General features: G+C 74.2%; 18 protein-coding genes. 3 read left to right on the plus strand and 15 right to left on the minus strand.

All coding sequences use genetic code 11. From position 1 onward, the window contains the following. Positions 1–142: 142 nt before the first annotated feature. Both lepA and TPA0908_RS11300 read right to left on the minus strand, forming a co-directional pair. Positions 143–2,020: a translation elongation factor 4 gene (lepA, locus tag TPA0908_RS11295; RefSeq protein ID WP_281937223.1), complete on the minus strand. Its 1,878-nt coding sequence runs from the start codon at positions 2,018–2,020 to the stop codon at positions 143–145. Positions 2,021–2,148: 128 nt separating this feature from the next. Next, the gene (locus TPA0908_RS11300) at positions 2,149–2,685 is read right to left on the minus strand and encodes a DUF4240 domain-containing protein (protein WP_281937225.1); all 537 of its coding nucleotides are present in this window, start codon (positions 2,683–2,685) and stop codon (positions 2,149–2,151) included. On the opposite strand from TPA0908_RS11300, the gene TPA0908_RS11305 reads away from it, so the two are divergent. Beyond that, positions 2,684–3,763 (plus strand): phosphotransferase family protein, encoded by a 1,080-nt coding sequence (locus TPA0908_RS11305; RefSeq protein WP_281937227.1) that lies wholly within the window; start codon positions 2,684–2,686, stop codon positions 3,761–3,763. The two genes, TPA0908_RS11300 and TPA0908_RS11305, sit on opposite strands and share 2 nt — an antisense overlap. A 169-nt stretch (positions 3,764–3,932) precedes the next feature. Continuing rightward, positions 3,933–4,199: a 30S ribosomal protein S20 gene (gene rpsT, locus TPA0908_RS11310; protein WP_089158054.1), complete on the plus strand. Its 267-nt coding sequence runs from the start codon at positions 3,933–3,935 to the stop codon at positions 4,197–4,199. 177 nt (positions 4,200–4,376) lie between these two features. Here rpsT and TPA0908_RS11315 read toward each other — a convergent pair whose 3' ends face one another. The 12 genes from TPA0908_RS11315 to pepN all read right to left on the minus strand — a co-directional run bounded on the left by TPA0908_RS11315 (position 4,377) and on the right by pepN (position 16,590). Beyond that, a complete protein-coding gene (locus tag TPA0908_RS11315; RefSeq protein WP_281937228.1) occupies positions 4,377–4,874 on the minus strand; it encodes a hypothetical protein in 498 nt (165 codons plus the stop codon). Further along, positions 4,871–5,851: a DNA polymerase III subunit delta gene (holA, locus tag TPA0908_RS11320; protein ID WP_281937229.1), complete on the minus strand. Its 981-nt coding sequence runs from the start codon at positions 5,849–5,851 to the stop codon at positions 4,871–4,873. Before holA ends, TPA0908_RS11315 begins: the two co-directional genes overlap by 4 nt. Before the next feature lie 124 nt (positions 5,852–5,975). Continuing rightward, positions 5,976–6,203, minus strand: coding sequence for a hypothetical protein (locus tag TPA0908_RS11325; RefSeq protein WP_281937230.1), 228 nt, complete (start codon positions 6,201–6,203; stop codon positions 5,976–5,978). Positions 6,204–6,274: 71 nt separating this feature from the next. Beyond that, positions 6,275–6,640, minus strand: a complete 366-nt coding sequence (locus tag TPA0908_RS11330) for a hypothetical protein (protein ID WP_281937232.1) — start codon at positions 6,638–6,640, stop codon at positions 6,275–6,277. Positions 6,641–6,901: 261 nt separating this feature from the next. Continuing rightward, a complete protein-coding gene (locus tag TPA0908_RS11335; RefSeq protein WP_281937234.1) occupies positions 6,902–9,277 on the minus strand; it encodes a ComEC/Rec2 family competence protein in 2,376 nt (791 codons plus the stop codon). Then, positions 9,274–10,221 (minus strand): ComEA family DNA-binding protein, encoded by a 948-nt coding sequence (locus TPA0908_RS11340; protein WP_281937236.1) that lies wholly within the window; start codon positions 10,219–10,221, stop codon positions 9,274–9,276. Before TPA0908_RS11340 ends, TPA0908_RS11335 begins: the two co-directional genes overlap by 4 nt. 282 nt (positions 10,222–10,503) lie before the next feature. Further along, complete coding sequence (locus tag TPA0908_RS11345) at positions 10,504–11,280, minus strand: SDR family NAD(P)-dependent oxidoreductase (RefSeq protein ID WP_281937238.1); 777 nt, start codon at positions 11,278–11,280, stop codon at positions 10,504–10,506. Between the two features lie 61 nt (positions 11,281–11,341). Beyond that, on the minus strand, positions 11,342–12,193 hold the full coding sequence (locus tag TPA0908_RS11350; protein WP_281937240.1) for a DegV family protein: 852 nt from the start codon (positions 12,191–12,193) through the stop codon (positions 11,342–11,344). A gap of 48 nt (positions 12,194–12,241) precedes the next feature. Next, the gene (locus TPA0908_RS11355) at positions 12,242–12,871 is read right to left on the minus strand and encodes a histidine phosphatase family protein (RefSeq protein ID WP_281937242.1); all 630 of its coding nucleotides are present in this window, start codon (positions 12,869–12,871) and stop codon (positions 12,242–12,244) included. After that, entirely contained in the window at positions 12,868–13,239 is a 372-nt protein-coding gene (rsfS, locus tag TPA0908_RS11360) for a ribosome silencing factor (protein ID WP_107155880.1), read from the minus strand. The genes TPA0908_RS11355 and rsfS overlap by 4 nt, the downstream gene beginning before the upstream one ends. A 146-nt stretch (positions 13,240–13,385) precedes the next feature. Further along, positions 13,386–13,982 carry a nicotinate-nucleotide adenylyltransferase gene (gene nadD, locus TPA0908_RS11365; RefSeq protein ID WP_281937244.1) on the minus strand — a complete coding sequence of 199 codons (597 nt, stop codon included), beginning with the start codon at positions 13,980–13,982 and terminating at the stop codon, positions 13,386–13,388. A gap of 91 nt (positions 13,983–14,073) precedes the next feature. After that, the gene (pepN, locus tag TPA0908_RS11370; RefSeq protein WP_281937246.1) at positions 14,074–16,590 is read right to left on the minus strand and encodes an aminopeptidase N; all 2,517 of its coding nucleotides are present in this window, start codon (positions 16,588–16,590) and stop codon (positions 14,074–14,076) included. A gap of 66 nt (positions 16,591–16,656) precedes the next feature. On the opposite strand from pepN, the gene TPA0908_RS11375 reads away from it, so the two are divergent. Then, the gene (locus TPA0908_RS11375; protein WP_013287999.1) at positions 16,657–16,875 is read left to right on the plus strand and encodes a DUF397 domain-containing protein; all 219 of its coding nucleotides are present in this window, start codon (positions 16,657–16,659) and stop codon (positions 16,873–16,875) included. A gap of 10 nt (positions 16,876–16,885) precedes the next feature. Here the strand turns inward: TPA0908_RS11375 and TPA0908_RS11380 are convergent, their stop codons facing one another. After that, on the minus strand, positions 16,886–17,275 hold the full coding sequence (locus tag TPA0908_RS11380; protein ID WP_281937249.1) for a hypothetical protein: 390 nt from the start codon (positions 17,273–17,275) through the stop codon (positions 16,886–16,888). Between the last annotated feature and the right edge of the window lie 54 nt (positions 17,276–17,329).

A 17,329-nucleotide genomic window follows, 5' to 3' on the forward strand; every position in this document is an offset into this window, starting at 1 on the left:
ATCCGCGACACGCCGGAAGTCGCCCGACCGCCGAGCCAAAACCGCAGGTGGGAGCGGTTCCGGAAGCTGAAAATTTCCTGAGTACGCGAACCGGCCGGCACCCTCGACGGAGGGTGCCGGCCGGTTTCGTGGGTCGCCGGGGCTACTTCTTGCCGGCGGGCTTGCCGTCGCCGGAGTCGGACGAGAGCGCCGCGATGAAGGCCTCCTGGGGAACCTCCACCCGGCCCACCATCTTCATCCGCTTCTTGCCCTCCTTCTGCTTCTCCAGCAGCTTGCGCTTCCGGCTGATGTCACCGCCGTAGCACTTGGCGAGCACGTCCTTGCGGATCGCGCGGATCGTCTCCCGGGCGATCACCCGGCTGCCGATGGCCGCCTGGATCGGCACCTCGAACTGCTGACGGGGGATCAACGAGCGCAGCTTCGCCGCGATCGTGGTGCCGTAGTTGTACGCCTTGTCCTTGTGCACGATTGCGCTGAACGCGTCCACCGGCTCACCGTGCAGCAGGATGTCCACCTTCACCAGGTCGGACGCCTGCTCGCCGGAGGTCTCGTAGTCGAGCGAGGCGTACCCCTTGGTGCGGCTCTTGAGCTGGTCGAAGAAGTCGTAGATGATCTCGGCCAGCGGCAGCGTGTAGCGCAGCTCCACCCGGTCGGCGGAGAGGTAGTCCATGCCGAGCAGGTTGCCCCGGCGGCCCTGGCACAGCTCCATCACCGCGCCGACGTAGTCGTTCGGCGTCAGCACGGTGGCCCGCACGGTCGGCTCGTACACCTCGGCGATCTTGCCGGTCGGGTACTCGCTCGGGTTGGTCACCACGATCTCCTGGGCGTCCTCCGTGATGGCCCGGTAGACCACGTTCGGCGCGGTGGAGATCAGGTCGAGGTTGAACTCCCGCTCCAGCCGCTCCCGGATGATCTCCAGGTGCAGCAGGCCGAGGAAGCCGCAGCGGAAGCCGAACCCCAGCGCGCCGGACGTCTCCGGCTCGTAGACCAGCGCCGCGTCGTTGAGCTTGAGCTTGTCCAGCGCCTCACGCAGGTTCGGGTAGTCCGAGCCGTCGATCGGGTAGAGGCCCGAGTAGACCATCGGCTTCGGGTCCTTGTAGCCGCCGAGCGCCTCCTTGGCCGGGTTGCCGTTGATGGTGACCGTGTCACCGACCCGCGACTGGCGGACGTCCTTCACGCCGGTGATCAGATACCCCACCTCGCCGACGCCGAGCGCGTCGGCCTTCACCATCTCCGGCGAGATGACGCCGATCTCCAGCAGCTCGTGCACCGCGCCGGTGGACATCATCTTGATCCGGTCCCGGGCCGAGATGCGGCCGTCGATCACCCGGACGTACGTGACCACGCCGCGGTAGACGTCGTACACCGAGTCGAAGATCATCGCGCGGGCCGGGTCGTCGGCCTCCCCGACCGGCGGCACGAACTGCCGGACGATCTCGTCGAGCAGGTACGGCACGCCCTCACCGGTCTTGCCGGAGACCCGGATGCAGTCCGCCGGGTCACCGCCGATCAGGTGCGCCAACTCCTCGGCGTACTTCTCCGGCTGGGCGGCCGGCAGGTCGATCTTGTTGAGCACCGGGATGATGCGCAGGTCGTTCTCGAGCGCCAGGTAGAGGTTCGCGAGAGTCTGCGCCTCGATGCCCTGCGCGGCGTCGACAAGCAGGACCGCGCCCTCGCAGGCGGCCAGCGAGCGGGACACCTCGTAGGTGAAGTCGACGTGGCCGGGGGTGTCGATCATGTTGAGCACGGCGGTCTCGCCGGCCCGGTCCCCCTCCCGGATCGTCCACGGCATCCGGACGGCCTGGCTCTTGATGGTGATGCCACGCTCGCGCTCGATGTCCATCCGGTCCAGGTACTGCGCGCGCATCTGCCGGGGGTCGACCACGCCGGTCAGCTGCAGCATCCGGTCGGCCAGGGTCGACTTCCCGTGGTCGATGTGGGCGATGATGCAGAAGTTCCGGATGCGCGCCGGGTCGGTGGCACCAGGAGCGTTCGCGCCGGGATCGAGCTTCGGTGGCACAGCGGTCCGTTCTGGTCGGCTGACGTGAGCGGGCCGGCGCGCCGCCGGCCCCCTCTATGCTCCCACGTCGTCCGGCGCGCGCCCGGGCTCCCCCGGCACTGCCCGGCCACCCGCCGCCGGGCGGGGCGTCACTCCGCCGGCGGTTCGACGAAGAGCGCGGCGAGCCGGGGCAGCCGGCGGCGGGCCTCCTCCTCGTCGTCGAAGTCCCAGAAGTCGTTCAGGTCCGGCACCTTCACCGGGTCCCGGTCGGCCGGCAACTCGGACGCGGTGGCCTGCCGGTACGCCTCCCAGGGCACCGACAGCATCCGCTCGCACTCGAACTCCTCGCCGCTGAGCGCGGCGGAGCGGACCCGGGGCAGCTCGGCCAGCGAATCCGGCTCGGTCACCGCCCGCGCGAAGACGGCCCGACCCTGCGTCATCAGCCAGCCGCGGAAATATTCGAAGCCGTCGTCCGAGGCGCCCCCGTTGATCAGATACGCCGCGCCCCACAGGTCGACCCGGTAGGAGGCGGCGAGCACCCGCCGCTGGTGGTGGGCGTACCCGACGATCTCCTCCGGATCACGCTCGGCGAGCAGCGCGACCGCCCGCACGGCGACCGCGTCGGCCTCTCCCCCGGCCCCGGCCCGGGCCTGGTCGATCAACTGCCAGAAGTCCTCGGTCCTCATGGTCGGCAGTCTGGCAGAGCCCACCGACGCGCCGCCCGCACCGGCGGTGGTGGCGGTGCGGCAGCATGGTGCGGTGCGTGCGATCTCGCTACCGCCCGTTCCGTACGGGGAGACGGCCGAACGACCCGGCTGGGCCGACCTGCCGGACGGGCTGCGCGACGCGCTGACGGCCCGGCTCGGCGGTCCACCGGCCGAGGTCCGGGTGGCCGGCGGCGGCTTCACGCGCGGCTTCGCCGCCGTGCTGACCGGCCTGGCCGGCGACCGGGTGTTCGTCAAGGCGGCGGCGCTGGCCGGGCAGCGGCACCTGGTCGACTGGTACGCCCACGAGGCCGCGATCCTGGCCCGGCTCCCCGCCGGCCTGCCGGTGCCCCGGCCGCGCTGGGCGTTGACCGAGTCCGGCTGGTACGCGCTCGCGCTCGACGCGATCGACGGGCACACTCCCCGGCTGCCCTGGGACCCGGCCGAGCTGGCGGCGGCCCTCGCCACGTACGCCGAGGTGGCCGCCGCGCTCGCCGAACCGCCCGGGGACCTCGTCGCGCTCGGGCTGCCGCGCCTGGCCGACCTGGCCCGGGACGACATCCTGTGGTGGGGCGAGGTGACCGCCGGTCGCGAACCGCTGCCCGCGGCGGCGGCGGGCGTCCCGCTGGCGGAGCTGGTCGCGCTGGAGTCCCGCCTCCCCGGCTATGCCGACGCCGCCCCCGGGCTGGCCCACGGTGACCTGCGGGTGGACAACCTCCTGCTGGACGCCGACGGCCGCGCCTGGCTCTGCGACTGGACCTGGCTCTGTCACGGGCCCGCCTGGTTCGACCTGGCCGGCCTGCTGCTCACCGGGTACGCCAGCGGCCTCGACGCGGACGCCGCCTTCGCCCGCCACCCGGCGACCGCCGGTGCGCCCGCGGACGCGCTGGACGTGAGCCTCGCCGCACTCGCCGGCTACTTCCTCACCGGCGCCGCCGCCGGCCCGTCGAGCGCCTCCCCACACCTGCGCTCCCACCAGCAGTGGAGCGGCACCCAGGCCCTCACCTGGCTCACCGCCCGCCGCGGCTGGGCCCGGGGGCAAGGAGGGGCCCCCGCTTAACGTTTCCGGTAGAGAAGGGGCCCCTTCTCACCCCTGCTGACCGGTGCGTTCGGGAGGCGTTTTGGCTCGTCCGGGAACGACCTGGTAGCCTGACCATTCGCGCGGCGATGACGCATGCTCGTCGCGCACGCAAGCTGACCAACCCGAGCTATCAAGACGAGGCTGTCGCGTGGCGAACATCAAGTCCCAGATCAAGCGCAACCGGCAGAACGAGAAGCGCCGGCTGCGTAACAAGTCGGTCAAGTCGTCGCTGAAGACCGCCATCCGCAAGTTCCACGAGGCTGCCGAGGCGGGCGACACCGAGAAGGCCGCCGTGCTCATGCAGGAGGCCACCCGGAAGCTGGACAAGGCCGCCAGCAAGGGTGTCATTCACGCCAACCAGGCGGCGAACCGGAAGTCGGCGATCGCCAAGCGCGTCGCCTCGTTCTCGGCCTGACGAGACCGTAGACCTGACCGGAAGCCCCGGGGCCACCGCCTCGGGGCTTCCGGCTGTCCGCGTTTCCCGCCGGGGGCGAGGTCAGGCACGCGGTCCGGCTGGCTGGGCTGCATGGGCCGCGGCCTGACTGAGTGGCGCTGCTTACTGACTGGCGCGGCTGGGCGGAGCGGGCGGCGGTCAGCGGAAGGAATCGGGCCAGGTGATCTCGGAGGCGGTCTGCCGCCCCCGCTCCTCGGGCCGGTCGAGCGGCGGCGCCGAACGCCCCGCCCGGTGGTAGGGAGCCGCCGAGCGGGTGGCACTGTCGCCGGTCAGGCTCAGGCCACCGGACACCGCCCGGACCGTGGCCGGCACCCGGGCCCGCCCGACGACCGGCTCCATCTGCCGGCGGAAGCGGTCCCGCTCCTGGTCGGGCACCTGGGCCGCGGTGCGGATCACGATCTCGGCCACCACGTCGTTGAGCTTGACCATGACCGCCACGGCGGTCGGCAGCACCAGCACCGCCCACCAGCTCACCAACTCGGCGAGCGAGAGCAGCACGGCCAGCGCCACCGCGCCCTCGAAGAAGAGGAAGCAGAGCACTCCGCCCGGGTTGACGAAGCGCAGGCCGAGCACCCGGGCGTAGAGGGGCCGGTAACGGTCCTCGTCCGTCGGCACGGTCGACCACGCTCGGGTCACCGGGCGCCCCCCTGCCGGGCCGCGGCCACCGAGAAGACAGCCCGCTCCAACGCGTACGCCCGGTCGTCGGCACCGCCCTTGACCGCCGCGTTGCACTCGGCGGCGGCCCGCATCGCCGTGACCAGGCCCTCCGGCGTCCAGCCCCGACCCTGGCGTTGGGCCCGCTCGATCTTCCACGCCGGCATGCCCAGGCTGCTGGCGAGCTGGTAGGCGCTGCCCCGCCCGGCCGAGGCGACCCGGGCCACGGTCCGTACGCCGTCGGCGAGCGCGTCAGCGATGGGCACCGGATCGACCCCGACGTGCAGCGCCCAGCGCAGCGCCTCCAGGGCGCCGGGAACGTCACCGACCATCGTCGCGTCGGCCACGGTGAAGCCGGTCACCTCGACCCGGCCCCGGTAGTAGCGGGCGACCGTCTCGGCGTCGATCCGACCGTCGGTGTCGGCAACGAGCTGTGAGCAGGCGGCGGCCAGCTCACGCAGGTCGTTGCCGACGGCCGCGATCAGCGCCTCGGCCGCGTCCTCGGCACACTTCCCGCCATGGCGGCGGATCTCGTCCCGGACGAAGGCGACCCGCTCACGGTGCCCCTTGAGCTTGCCCGCCGGCACCACGGTGGCGCCCGCCGACCGCAGGCCGTCGGCGAACGCCTTGCCCTTGGCGCCGCCCAGGTGCAGCACCACGAGCTGCACGTCCGGGTCGGGATTCTTCGCGTACGCCAGCAGCGCGGCGGACAGGTCCTTGCGGGTGTCCTGGCCGGATCGGAGCACCAGCACGCGGCGACCGCCGAACAGGGACGGGCTCAGCATCTCGTCGATCTCACCGACCGCCAGCGAGCCGGCCTGGTATTCCCGCACGTCCACGTCGGGGTCCACCGCGCGGGCCCGGGCGACCGCGTCGGAGACCGCGCGCGTGGCGAGCAGCTCCTCGTCGCCGAGGACGAGCAGAATGGGAGGCAGGCTGGCGGGGGTCACGTCGCACATACTCGCACGCCCTCGGGGCGGATCGTGCCTGCTCATCGCGGACTGTGACGGCCCAGCCCGCACTCAACGCAAATCCAGACATTTCCCTTGATCCCGCACCTATAGCAACAGAACCCCAGCACGTTCACCACGACCGTCCGGGCCCGCTACCGCGCGCCACCACCGCCAGACCGGCGCCGACCCGGGCGGCCTTCACCGGGGCGGCACCCCCTGCGGGGGAGTAGGTTCCGCTCGGCTCTGCCGCGTCCAGCAGCACCGCGCTCGTCCGGTCGACCAGCGCGCGCACCGACCGGGAAGCATCCCGGACCGTCAGCGACCAGGAGACCTCCGGTCCGGCCGTGGGCGTCGACACCGCACGCCTCGCCGGAGGTCTCGCCTGGTCTCAGGCCGTCACGCCGTCGACGAGGCCCATGGTCGCCACGACTAGCCGATGCAGATGGCGACGGCCCTGATGGTCTGGACCGTCGCGCCCCGGTTGCTGCCGCGCACCGCCCAGCCGTTGCCGGAGGCGAAGGAGTCGGTGATGAAGATGTCGAAGGCGGATGTCTGGCCGCCACCGCCGGTCACAATCGTGCCGGACGGGCAGGTGACGGTGGCGACCCCGTTGGCCCCCGGCGACACCGACACGGAGGTGCCGGTCCGCTGGGACATCGGAGCCATCGCCGCCTGCGACTTGGCTGCCGTGGTCGAGCCGGGGTCGGCGGCGGCGGCAGTCAGGGGTACGGCCAGCAGGAGGCCGCCGGCCAGTGCCGCCCCCGCGCCGGCGAGGATCAACTTCTTGTTCTTCATGGCTGGAATTCCCTTCGCTTGTCGAGACATGGTCGCCCGTACGGTGGCCCCAGGTTGGCTCACTCCGGGGGATCAAATCCATAGATGACCGGCTAAATTCCAGATAAGACAAATCTATCGACATTCATCTGGTTTGACCCACGGCAGTATCCTCTGACCAGGGCTTTTGCCCCGCCTGACCGCCGTTGGCCGCCTGGTCGTCAGCAGGCCACTCCGGCGGATGGGTCTGCCAGCGGCCGCGGCAGTGTGGCGGGCAGAGCTTCAGCGCGACCGTCCGGGCCCGGTGCCGCGTGCCACCACCGCCAGGCCGGCTCCGGCCCGGACGACGGCCACGTCCCCGTCGGTGTCGGTACGCATCACCCGGGCGCCACCCCTGCTCAACCGCCCCAGCAGACCGGGGTTGGGATGCCCGTAGTCGTTGTCGACACCGACGCAGACCAGCGCGACCGCTGGGCGCACCGCGGCGAGGAAGTCCGGATCCTGGTAGGCGGACCCGTGATGCGCCACCTTCAGCACCTCCGCCCGGAACGCGCCGGCCGGCACCGTCTCCAGCAATGCCCGCTGCTCCTCGGTCTCGGCGTCCCCGGCCAGCAGGATCCGCACCCCGGCCACCGTGGCGGTCAGCACCAGGGAATTGTTGTTCGGGTCGGAGCGGCTGCCGCGCAGCGGGTACGGCGGCCCGACCGCGACCAGCTCCACCGCACCGGCCCGCCAGCGCCAACCCGCCGACGCCGGGGCGAGCGACGCACCACCCCGACGGGCCGCCTCGCGCACCTGGGCCACCCCGTAGGGCGGCTCGGACCAGGGCGGGCCCACCACCGCGCCGACCCGGCGGCCCCGGAACACCCCGGCCACCCCGCCCACGTGGTCGGCGTGGAAGTGGCTGACCACCAGCAGCGACACCTCGCGTACGCGGAGGCGGCGCAGACAGGCGTCCACGCCGGACGGCTCCGGGCCGGCGTCGACCACCACGACCCGGCCGGGGGTGACCGGCAGCACCACGGCGTCGCCCTGGCCCACCGCGCACGCCACCACCACCCAGTCGCGCGGCGGCCACCCGGAGGCGAGCAACCGGATCGGCAGCGCGCCCAGCGCCACGGCGAGCGCCACGACCACGACCAGCCGTCGGGCCCGACGCCGCCGGGCGGCGAACAGCAGCGCCACGCTCACGGCGGTCAGCAGCAGGCCGCCGGTCACCCCGCCCGGCCAGGGCAGGTTCCCGGCCGGCAGCCCGGCCCCGTGGGTCGCCACCGCCACCAGCCAACGCGCCGGCCAGCTCGCCAGCCAGGCGAGGAACTCCGCGCCGGCCGGCCACACCGGTGACAGCACCGCGGCGAGCACACCCAGCACCGTGGCCGGCGCGACGGCGGGCACCACCAGCAGGTTCGCCGGCACCGCCACCAGGCTGACGGTCGCGGACAGCGCGGCGATCACCGGGCCGCAGGCGAGCTGCGCGGCGGCCGGCACCGCCAACGCCTCCGCCAACCCCGGCGGTACGCCCCGGCGACGCAGCGCGTCCCGCCAGCCCGGCGCGAGCAGCAGCAGCCCACCGGTGGCACAGACCGACAGCGCGAAGCCCGGGTCACCGGCCAGATCCGGGTCCAGCAGCACCAGCCCGGCGACCGCCGCGGCCAGGGCGGGCAGCGCGGCCCGGGGCCGCCCGGCGGCCAGCGCGGCGAGCCCGATCGCACCCATCGCCGCGGCCCGCACCACGCTCGGCGAGGGTCGCACCAGGATGACGAAGCCGACAAGCGCCAGGCCGCAGAGCGCCACGGCGGTACGCGGACCGGCGCGCGCCCAGCGGGCCAGCAGCAGCACCGCTCCCACGACGATGGCCACGTTGGACCCCGACACCGCGTTGAGGTGCGTCATCCCGGTGGCCCGGAAGTCCTCCTCCACCTCGGGCAGCAGCCGGCTGGTGTCGCCCACCACCAGGCCGGGCAGCAGCCCACCCGGGGCGTCCGGCAACGGTTCGCAGGCCCGCTGCAACCCGGACCGCAACGCGCCGGCCGCCCGCTGCGGCCACGACGCGGCGCCGTGCGGGGTGGGCGGCCCGGTGGCCGAGAGCACCGCCGCGGTCAGGTCGCCGCCGCGCGGCGCGGCGAGCCGTCCCCGGGTGGTGACCCGCTGCCCCGGCAGCAGCCCTCGCCAGCCGGGGTCGGTGGCGAGCACCAGACCGCGCACCGGGCCGGTGACCTGACCGCCGTCGGTGCCGGTGAGGCGTACCAGATCGACCCGGACCAGCAGGGTGGCCGCGCGGCCGGGCGCGCCGCGCACCGGGCGGGGGTCGTCCCGGACCACCAGGTCGGCGGTGACAAGCGCGCGTTCGGCGACGAGCGCGCGGACCGGGGCGGCGTCGCGGACCGCGACCCGCGCCCCGGTGGCCGCCGCCCCGCAGAGCGCGCCGAGCAGGACGGTGACGGCGATCCAGCCGTACCGGCGCGCCGGGCCGACGGGGTGACCCAGCACGCCACCGAGGTGCAGGCCCGCGACGAGCGCGAGCGCGGCGGCGACGGCGGCCAGCCCGGCGGTCCACGGGAGGGAGAGGTGTAGCCCGGCCAGCGCGGCGAGCCAGGCCGCCACCGCGAAGCCGGCCAGTCGCAGGTCCGGACCGGCCTCCCCACCGTCGGCGCTCACACCGTCACCAGTTCCTTGAGCTGCTCGTAGCGGGCGTCCCCGATGCCGTCGACCTGACGCAGGTCGGCCACGGACCGGAACCCGCCGTGCCGGTCCCGGTGGTCGAGGATCCGCTGGGCGAGCACCGGGCCGACGCCGGGCAGCGCGTCGAGCTGGGCCAGCGTGGCGGTGTTCAGGTTGACCGGCCCGGCCGCCGGTCCACCGGGCGCACCGCCGCCGGCCGCCGGACCGGGTGCGGGCTGTCCGGGTGGGGCAGTGACGCCGACCAGGATCAACTCACCGTCGGTGACCTTGCGGGCGGGGTTGAGCAGCGCCACGTCGATTCCGGGCAGTGCTCCCCCGGCCGCCGTCAGGGCGTCGGCCAGCCGGGCGCCGGCCGGGAGCCGGACCAGCCCGGGGCGGCGGACCTTGCCGGCGACCGTGACGACCACCTGGCCGGACGGACCAGCCAGGTCGGCCGCTTCGGTCGCCGCGCCGACCGCCGCCCGCGTCGCCGCGCCGGCCGGCGTCTCGCCGACCGGCGCGGCCGGCCGGACCGGTTCGGCGCTCGGACGGGATCGCCACGCCCAGACGGCGGCCACCAGGACGACGATCGCGGCCACCACGGCCAGGACGCGGACGCCCCGCCGCCCCGGGTCGAACGCGCCCGGCCCGGGCAGCCGGGACGTCAGCCCGGGCCCGGCCTCCGGGTCCGGGCTGTCCTCGTGGGACCCGTCAGCATCGTCCGTCGTCGGTGTCCCCGACAGGGGCGCCAGGTGTCCACGTCGCGGTCCGGGGCGGCGGTCCGGCTCGGCGAACGGGTAAGCCGGTGGCGGCTCGGGCACCGCCGCCCGGACGGCCTGCGGTGCACTGCCGGCGGGAGCCGGGACGACAGCGCTGCCCGCCGCCGGCGTGAACAGCCGGGTGAGCCTCCGCTGTACCGTCGTCTCCTCGTCGTCTGACACGGCCGGGACGCTAGCGGCGACGCCGGGCCGAGAGCTGTCCCGCGTACCCTCGCCTGTGGACACCGGGTGGTTGTGGACAACCACCCGATCATGCGAGCGATGTGCTGGCGATGACTGGGCGGGTGGATGGTCCGCGGTGGGTGGAACGTCATGGTTGCCAAAACGGGCCGGAGACAGCCATGGCGTTCCAGTCACGGGCCGGGTGGGGCTTGAGTGGAATGGCACGGGTGTCTCCGGCGCGCCCGTCACTCACGGCCAGCACGATCCGGAGGAGCGCGCCGGTCAGCGTGCCTCCGGGTCCAGCCCGAGCGCGGCCCGACCACCGTCGACCGGCAGCGTCACACCGTTGACGAACGAGGCCGCCTCCGACAGCAGGAACGCGACCACGTCGGCCACCTCCCCGGTACGCCCCATCCGGCCCACCGGGTGCAGCCGGGCCAGCTCCGACTCGACGTGCTCCACCCCGGCCCGGTCCAGCCCGGCCAGGTAGGCGGTATGCCGTTCGGTGTGGATCGAGCCGAGCGCGACCGCGTTGGTGCGGATGCCGTGCCGGCCGTAGTCGACCGCGAGCGCCCGGGTCAGCCCCTCCACGGCGGCCTTCGCGGTGGCGTACGGCAGGGCGCCCGGCACCGCCCGGCGGGCCTGGTGGGAGGAGACGTTGACGATCGCGCCGCCGCTCCCGGCGGCCAGGAACCGGCGTACGGCCGTGCCGGCACCCACCACGGCGGGGCGCAGATTGGCCGCGATCAGGTCGAACACCTCGGTCGCGGGCACCCGGTGCAGGTCGCCGTCGCGGAAGACCGCGGCGTTGTTCACCCAGCCGGCCAGCGGCGCGGACGCCTCGGCGCGGTCGGCGGCCCGGCCGGTGACCGCCTCGTCGGCGGCGTCCCCGGTGACGGCGTGCAGCCGGTCGGCGGCCGGATGCCCGGTCAGCCAGTCGAGCGCGCTGCCGTCCCGTTCGACCACGACCACCACCGCACCGTCGGCGGCCAACCGTTCGACGACGGCCCGACCGACCCCCCGTCCGCCTCCGGTGACGACGTACGATCGCGCGTTCATCCGGCCAAGCTAGCGTGCGGGCGACCGCGGCGTGCCCGGTGACCGCCCGCCACCGGGACCGTCACGGGCGGCGGTGGACGACCACGCAGGCCAGCCCGGGACCGGCGTGCGCGGCGACCACCGCACCGGCCTCGGTGACGTACGTGTCGTGCAGCCGGTCCCCCAACCGCTCGGTCAGCGCCGCCAGCAACGCCTCGGCACGCTGCGGGGCGGCGAGGTGGTGCACGCCGAGGTCGACGTCGTGGTCGCCGGCCGCCTCGACGGCCAGGTCGACCAGGCGCGCCACGCCCCGGCTGGCGGTGCGGACCTTGTCCCGCACCACGATCGCGCCGTCCGGCATGTGCATGATCGGCTTGACCGAGAGCGCGGTGCCGAGCAGCGCCTCCGCCGCGTTGATCCGGCCGCCCCGACGCATGAACTCCAACGTGTCGACGTAGAAGAAGATGGTGGTCCGGTCGATCGCGTCCAGCGCCGCCGCGCGTACCCCGGTCAGGTCGTCGCCCCCGGCGGCGGCCGAGGCGGCGGCGAGCGTCGGGAAGCCGAGTCCCATGCCGGTGGAGCGGCTGTCCACCACCGCGACCCGGTCGTCGCCGACCTCGGCGGCGGCGAGCCGGGCGGCGTCGACGGTGCCGGACAGCTCGGCGGAGAGGTGCACGGAGACCACACCGTCCGCGCCGTCGGCGAGCAACGCGCGGTAGACCTGCGCGAACTGTTCCGGCGCGGGCCGGGAGGTGCTCACCGAGACGCGCCGGGCACCCAGCGCCCGGGTGGCGTCCGCCGGGAAGGTCTCGATGCCCTCCAGCCCTTCGGCGCCGTTGAGCACGACGGTCAGCGGGACGACGGTGAGCCGGTGCGCGCGGACCAGCTCGGGGGGCAGGTAGGCGGTGGAGTCGGTGACGACCGCTACGGGCATGACCGGCACGCTAGCCGATGTCGCGGTGCCGCGCCGGGGCCGACCGGCTCAGACCGCGTCGGTCAGCGCCGGCTGGGTGATCAGCCCGACATTGTGCGCGCGCAGGTGCCAGCCGCGGACGTCGTCGTGGCGCAGCTCGGTCCAGTGGCAGTTGCCCAGCGAGCCGACGCTGCGCAGCACCGCATGGTCCCAGCCGAGCAGGTGACCGATGCCCTGCCGGGCCCCGCCGCCGTGGGTGGTGACCACCACGGTGCCGCCGGTGGCCAGGTCGGCCGCGTCGCGGAACGCGGCGCCGAGCCGCCCGCCCAGGTCGTCGAGGCTCTCGATGCCGGCGCCGGGGTCGGGGTCGCCGGCCCGCCAGCGGGCGAACTCGTCGGGGAACCGCTCGGCGGCCTCGGTCAGGGCCAGGCCCTGCCACTCGCCGAAGTGCCGCTCGCGCAGTCGCGGGTCGGAACGGACCGGCAGCCCGGTCGACGCGGCCAGCGCGGCGGCGGTGTCGGCGGCGCGGCGCAGGTCGCTGGCGACGATGGCGTCCGGGCGCAGCGCGGCCAGCACCGGCGCGGCGGCGCGGGCCTGCTCCCGGCCGAGGTCGTTGAGCGGCACGTCGGTCTGGCCCTGGACGCGGCTCTGCGCGTTCCAGTCGGTGTTGCCGTGCCGCCAGATGATCAGACGGGTCATTCGGCGGTGGCGGTGCCGGCGGCCGAGTCGGCGAGGTCGCGGTCCACGAACGGGATCTGCGGGCAGTCCTTCCAGAGCCGGTCGAGCGCGTAGAACTCGCGCTCCTCGGTGTGCTGGACGTGCACCACGATGTCGACGTAGTCGAGCAGCACCCAGCGACCGCCCCGCTCACCCTCGCGGCGGACCGGCTTGGCCTTCTCCGGCAGCTCCAGCAGGCGCTCCTCGATGGCGTCGACGATGGCGAGGACCTGACGCTCGTTCGGAGCGGAGGCCACCAGGAACGCGTCGGTGATCGCGAGCTGGTCGCCCACGTCGATGATGACGATGTCCTGTGCCTTCTTGTCGGCCGCGGCCTGGGCAGCGGCCATCGCCAGCTCGTAGGCGCGTTCCGGAATGGTGGTCACCGTTCTCCTTCGATCAACCGTGCGACTCTCCAAGCCTCTCACACCGGGCGGCGTGACGACCTGTCAGTTCTGGCCGGTTATCGGCACGAACGGGGCGGTAACGGGCGAGATCATCGCTGGTAGAGGCGACGTTTGGCGATGTACTGCACCACACCGTCGGGTACCAGGTACCAGACCGGCTCGCCCCGGGCGACCCGGGCGCGGCAGTCGGTCGAGGAGATGGCCATGGCGGGCACCTGCACCAGGCTGACCGAGTCGGCCGGAAGGTGCTTGTCGGTCAACTCGAAGCCGGGGCGGGTCACCCCGATGAAGTGGGCCAGCTCCAGGACGTCGTCCAGGTCCTTCCAGGAGAGGATGCGCTCCAGCGCGTCCGCGCCGGTGATGAAGAAGAGCTGCGCCTTCGGGCCGTACTCGGCGTGCAGGTCGCGCAGCGTGTCGACGGTGTAGGTGGGCCCGCCGCGGTCGATGTCGACGCGGCTCACCTGGAAGCGGGGGTTGGAGGCGGTGGCGATCACGGTCATCAGGTAGCGGTCCTCGGCCGGGCTGACCGGTTCGTCCGCCTTCTGCCACGGTTGCCCGGTCGGCACGAAGACCACCTCGTCCAGCCCGAACCGGTCGGCCACCTCGCTCGCCGCCACCAGGTGACCGTGGTGGATCGGGTCGAACGTGCCGCCCATGATGCCGATCCGCCGGATGTCTTCCTCCACCCCGCGATCCTAGGCCGCGCCCCGGTGTCGGTCGGCCGGGGTCGCCGGCTCGCGCCGGGCGGGCGGTCGGCCGCCCGGCGCGATGCGTCGGTCAGGCGCCCACGGCGGCCACCGCCGTCCGGGCCACCAGCGCGCGGCGCAGGTCGTCGTCCAGGTCGACGACCCGCCGGCGCAGCCCCGGTGTCAGGTCGTCGCGGGCCAGCAATGCCGCGGCCAGTTCCCGGGTGGACTGCGTCACGGCGTAGCGCGGGAACGCCACGGCCGCCACCCGGTCGGCCACCCACGCGGTACGCAGACGCGCGGTCGCCGGCATCTCGGCGAAGTAACGCTCGACGTAGCCGGCGGTCAGCTCCGCCTGCTCCGGCTGCCAGAACCCCTCGGCGGTGGCCTCCACCAACCGGTTCGACAGCTCGGTGTTGCTGACGATGACCTCCCAGGCCGCCCGCTTGGCGTCAGCGTCCGGCAGGGCCGCCCGGCAATCGGCCGCCCGCTCGGCGCCGGTGGCACTGCGGTCGGCGGCCGACTCGGCGGCGATCTCCGCCTCGCCGGCGCCACCCAGCACCACCAGCCGGTGCAACAGCGCCCAGCGCAGGTCGGCGTCGACCGCCAGGCCGTCCGGCACGCCCGCGCCGGCCAGCCAACCGTGGAGCAGGTCGGCGTCCGTGGTGGCGCCGATCAGGCCCCGCACGGCGGCGAGCTGGAGCGAACCGCCGGCGGGGGCGCCGACCAGCAGCGCCCGGCACGCCTCGGCGATCCGCAGCAGCGCCGCGTCCCGGGCCAGCGGCTCCAGGTAGCGGTCGACGAGGTTGCGGCTGAGCGCGAGCACGTCCTCCGCGATGATCACCTCGGTCTCGGCCGGCAGCGCGGCGGTGATCAGGGCGACCAGCTCGGCGACCGGCCGCTCGCCGTCGGTCGCGGCGTCCAGCGCCTCACCCCAGAGCAGCGCCCGGGCCAGCGGGTCGTCGAGCCCGGGGAGCAGCATCGGCACCGCGGCGGCGGAGGCCGCGTCGAGCCGGATCTTGGCGAACGTGAGGTCGCCCGCGTTGGGCAGCAGCAGGCCGGTGGCGGGCCGACCGGTCAGCTCGGGCAGCGGCGTCCGGCCGCCGTCGGCGTCCGGGTCGAGGTCGACCTCGAACCGGCGCGTCGGGCCCTCGGCGGTGTGGTGGGCCACGCCGATGCGGTGCGGTCGCAGCACCGGATGGGTCGTCGGCGCGGTCTGCGTCACGGCCACCTCGGCCCACAGCCCGTCGGCGTCCACCGCGGCCTCCATCCGCAGCGTGTTGACCTGCGCCCGGCGCAGCCACCGCTCGGCCCAGCCGCTGAGGTCCCGGCCGGCGGCCGAGGCGAGGCTGTCGAGCAGGTCGGCGAGGGTGGCGTTGCCGAACCGGTGCGTGGCGAAGTGTGCGTTCAGACCGGCGAGGAACACGTCGTCACCGAGCCAGGCGACGAGCTGGCGCAGCACGCCGGCGCCCTTGGCGTACGAGATGCCGTCGAAGTTGAGCAGGCCCGCCGCGGCGTCGGCGACCTCCTCGGGTGCCACCGGGTGGGTGGAGGGGCGCTGGTCGGCGGCGTATCCCCACGCCTTGCGGCGCAGCGCGAAGGTGGTCCAGGCCTGGTCGAAGCGGGTGGCCTCGGCGGTGACGCGGGTGCCGAGGTACTCCGCGAACGACTCGTTCAGCCACAGGTCGTCCCACCAGCGCATGGTGACCAGGTCGCCGAACCACATGTGCGCCATCTCGTGGGCGATCACGGTGGCCCGCTGCTCACGCTGGCTGTCGGTGACCGCGGAGCGGAAGACGTAGTCGTCGCGCAGCGTCACCAGGCCCGGGTTCTCCATCGCGCCGGCGTTGAACTCGGGCACGAACGCCTGGTCGTACTTGTCGAACGGGTAGCGCTCGGCGAAGAGCTGGTGGAAGCGGTCGAGGCACTGCCGGGTGACGGTGAGGATCTCGTCCGCGTCGGCGTCGAGGTGCGCCGCGAGCGAACGCCGGCAGTAGAACCCGAGCGGGATGCCGTCGTGCTCGGCACGCAGCACGTGCCAGGGCCCGGCGACCAGCGAGACGAGGTAGGTGGCCAGCGGCGCGGTCGGGGCGAACTCCCACCGACCCGGCGCCGGCCGGTCGGCGAGCTGCCCGTTCGCGGCCACCGTCCACTCCGGTGGCGCGGTGACCGCCAGCGTCACCGGGGCCTTCAGGTCGGGCTGGTCGAAGGCGGCGAAGATGCGCGGCCCGTCGTCCAGGAAGGACATCGCGTAGAGGTACGTCTCGCCGTCGGCCGGGTCGACGAAGCGGTGCAGCCCCTCGCCGGTGTTGGAGTAGGCCATCTCGGCCTCGACGGTGATCTCGTTGGTCCCGGCCAGCCCGGTGAGCGGCAGTCGCCCGTCGGTCAGCAGGGCCGGATCGAGGTCGCGGTCGTTGAGGCGGACCCGTAGGAGTCGGCGGGGCTTGACGTCGACGAACGTCTCGGCGCCGGGGGTGGCCCGGAACCGGATGGTGGTGGTGGAGCGGAACCGCTCGACGTCGCCGGTCACGTCGAGGTCCACCTGATAGGACTCGACGGTGATCGACGCGCCACGCGCGGTCGCCTCTGCACGGGTCAGGCTCGGCATCCGCTTATCCTGCCCGATGAGGTCCGCACGGGCCTTCCCGTGACGCGTGGCGATGGAGGTAAAACGATGGGTCAACACCCCAAGGGCGATTTCGACCTTTCTCGGGCGGTTTGGCAGCGAGCGGAGGGCGACACGTCCGAGGGCGCGGTCGAGGTGGCTTTCGTCGACGACCTGATCGGGATGCGCAACTCGGCCGAGCCGGACGGCCCGGTCCTGGTCTTCACCCAGGCCGAGTGGGACGCGTTCGTGGCGGGCGCCCAGGACGGCGAGTTCGACCTGGACTGAGCCGCCCGGGTCAGTCACCGTCGCCCCAGCCGAGGCCGCCCGGCCCGGGCGCATGGTGGAAGCCGGGATGGCCGGCCACGTCGGCGCACCGCTCGCCGTCGGGCCCGGCCGCCCCGCAGAACAGCCGCTCGGCCCGGTGCCAGGCGTCGGCCGGGGACAGCGCCGCCGCGCCGAGCGCCAGCTCCGGGCGGAGCAGGTCGAGCGCTTCCGCGTACGCGACCGCCAGCTCCCGCGCGACGGCGGGGTCAGCGGCCACGAAGCCGAGGTGCACGGTGAAGAACCCCGGCGGGCGGGCCCCGGGCCGCCGGGGCCCGCTGGTCAGTGACTCCGCCCGCCCGCCGCCCCGCAGCCCGGCCGTCCCGTCGCGGTGATACCGCCGCGCCGCCCGGTTGTCGCGCATCCGTGCCTCCCCCGTCGCCGGTGACCGCCCGCCGGACGCCGGGCCCGGCGAGGG

The sequence above is a fragment of the Micromonospora sp. AKA38 genome, assembly GCF_027925725.1.
Classification (GTDB): Bacteria; Actinomycetota; Actinomycetes; order Mycobacteriales; family Micromonosporaceae; genus Micromonospora.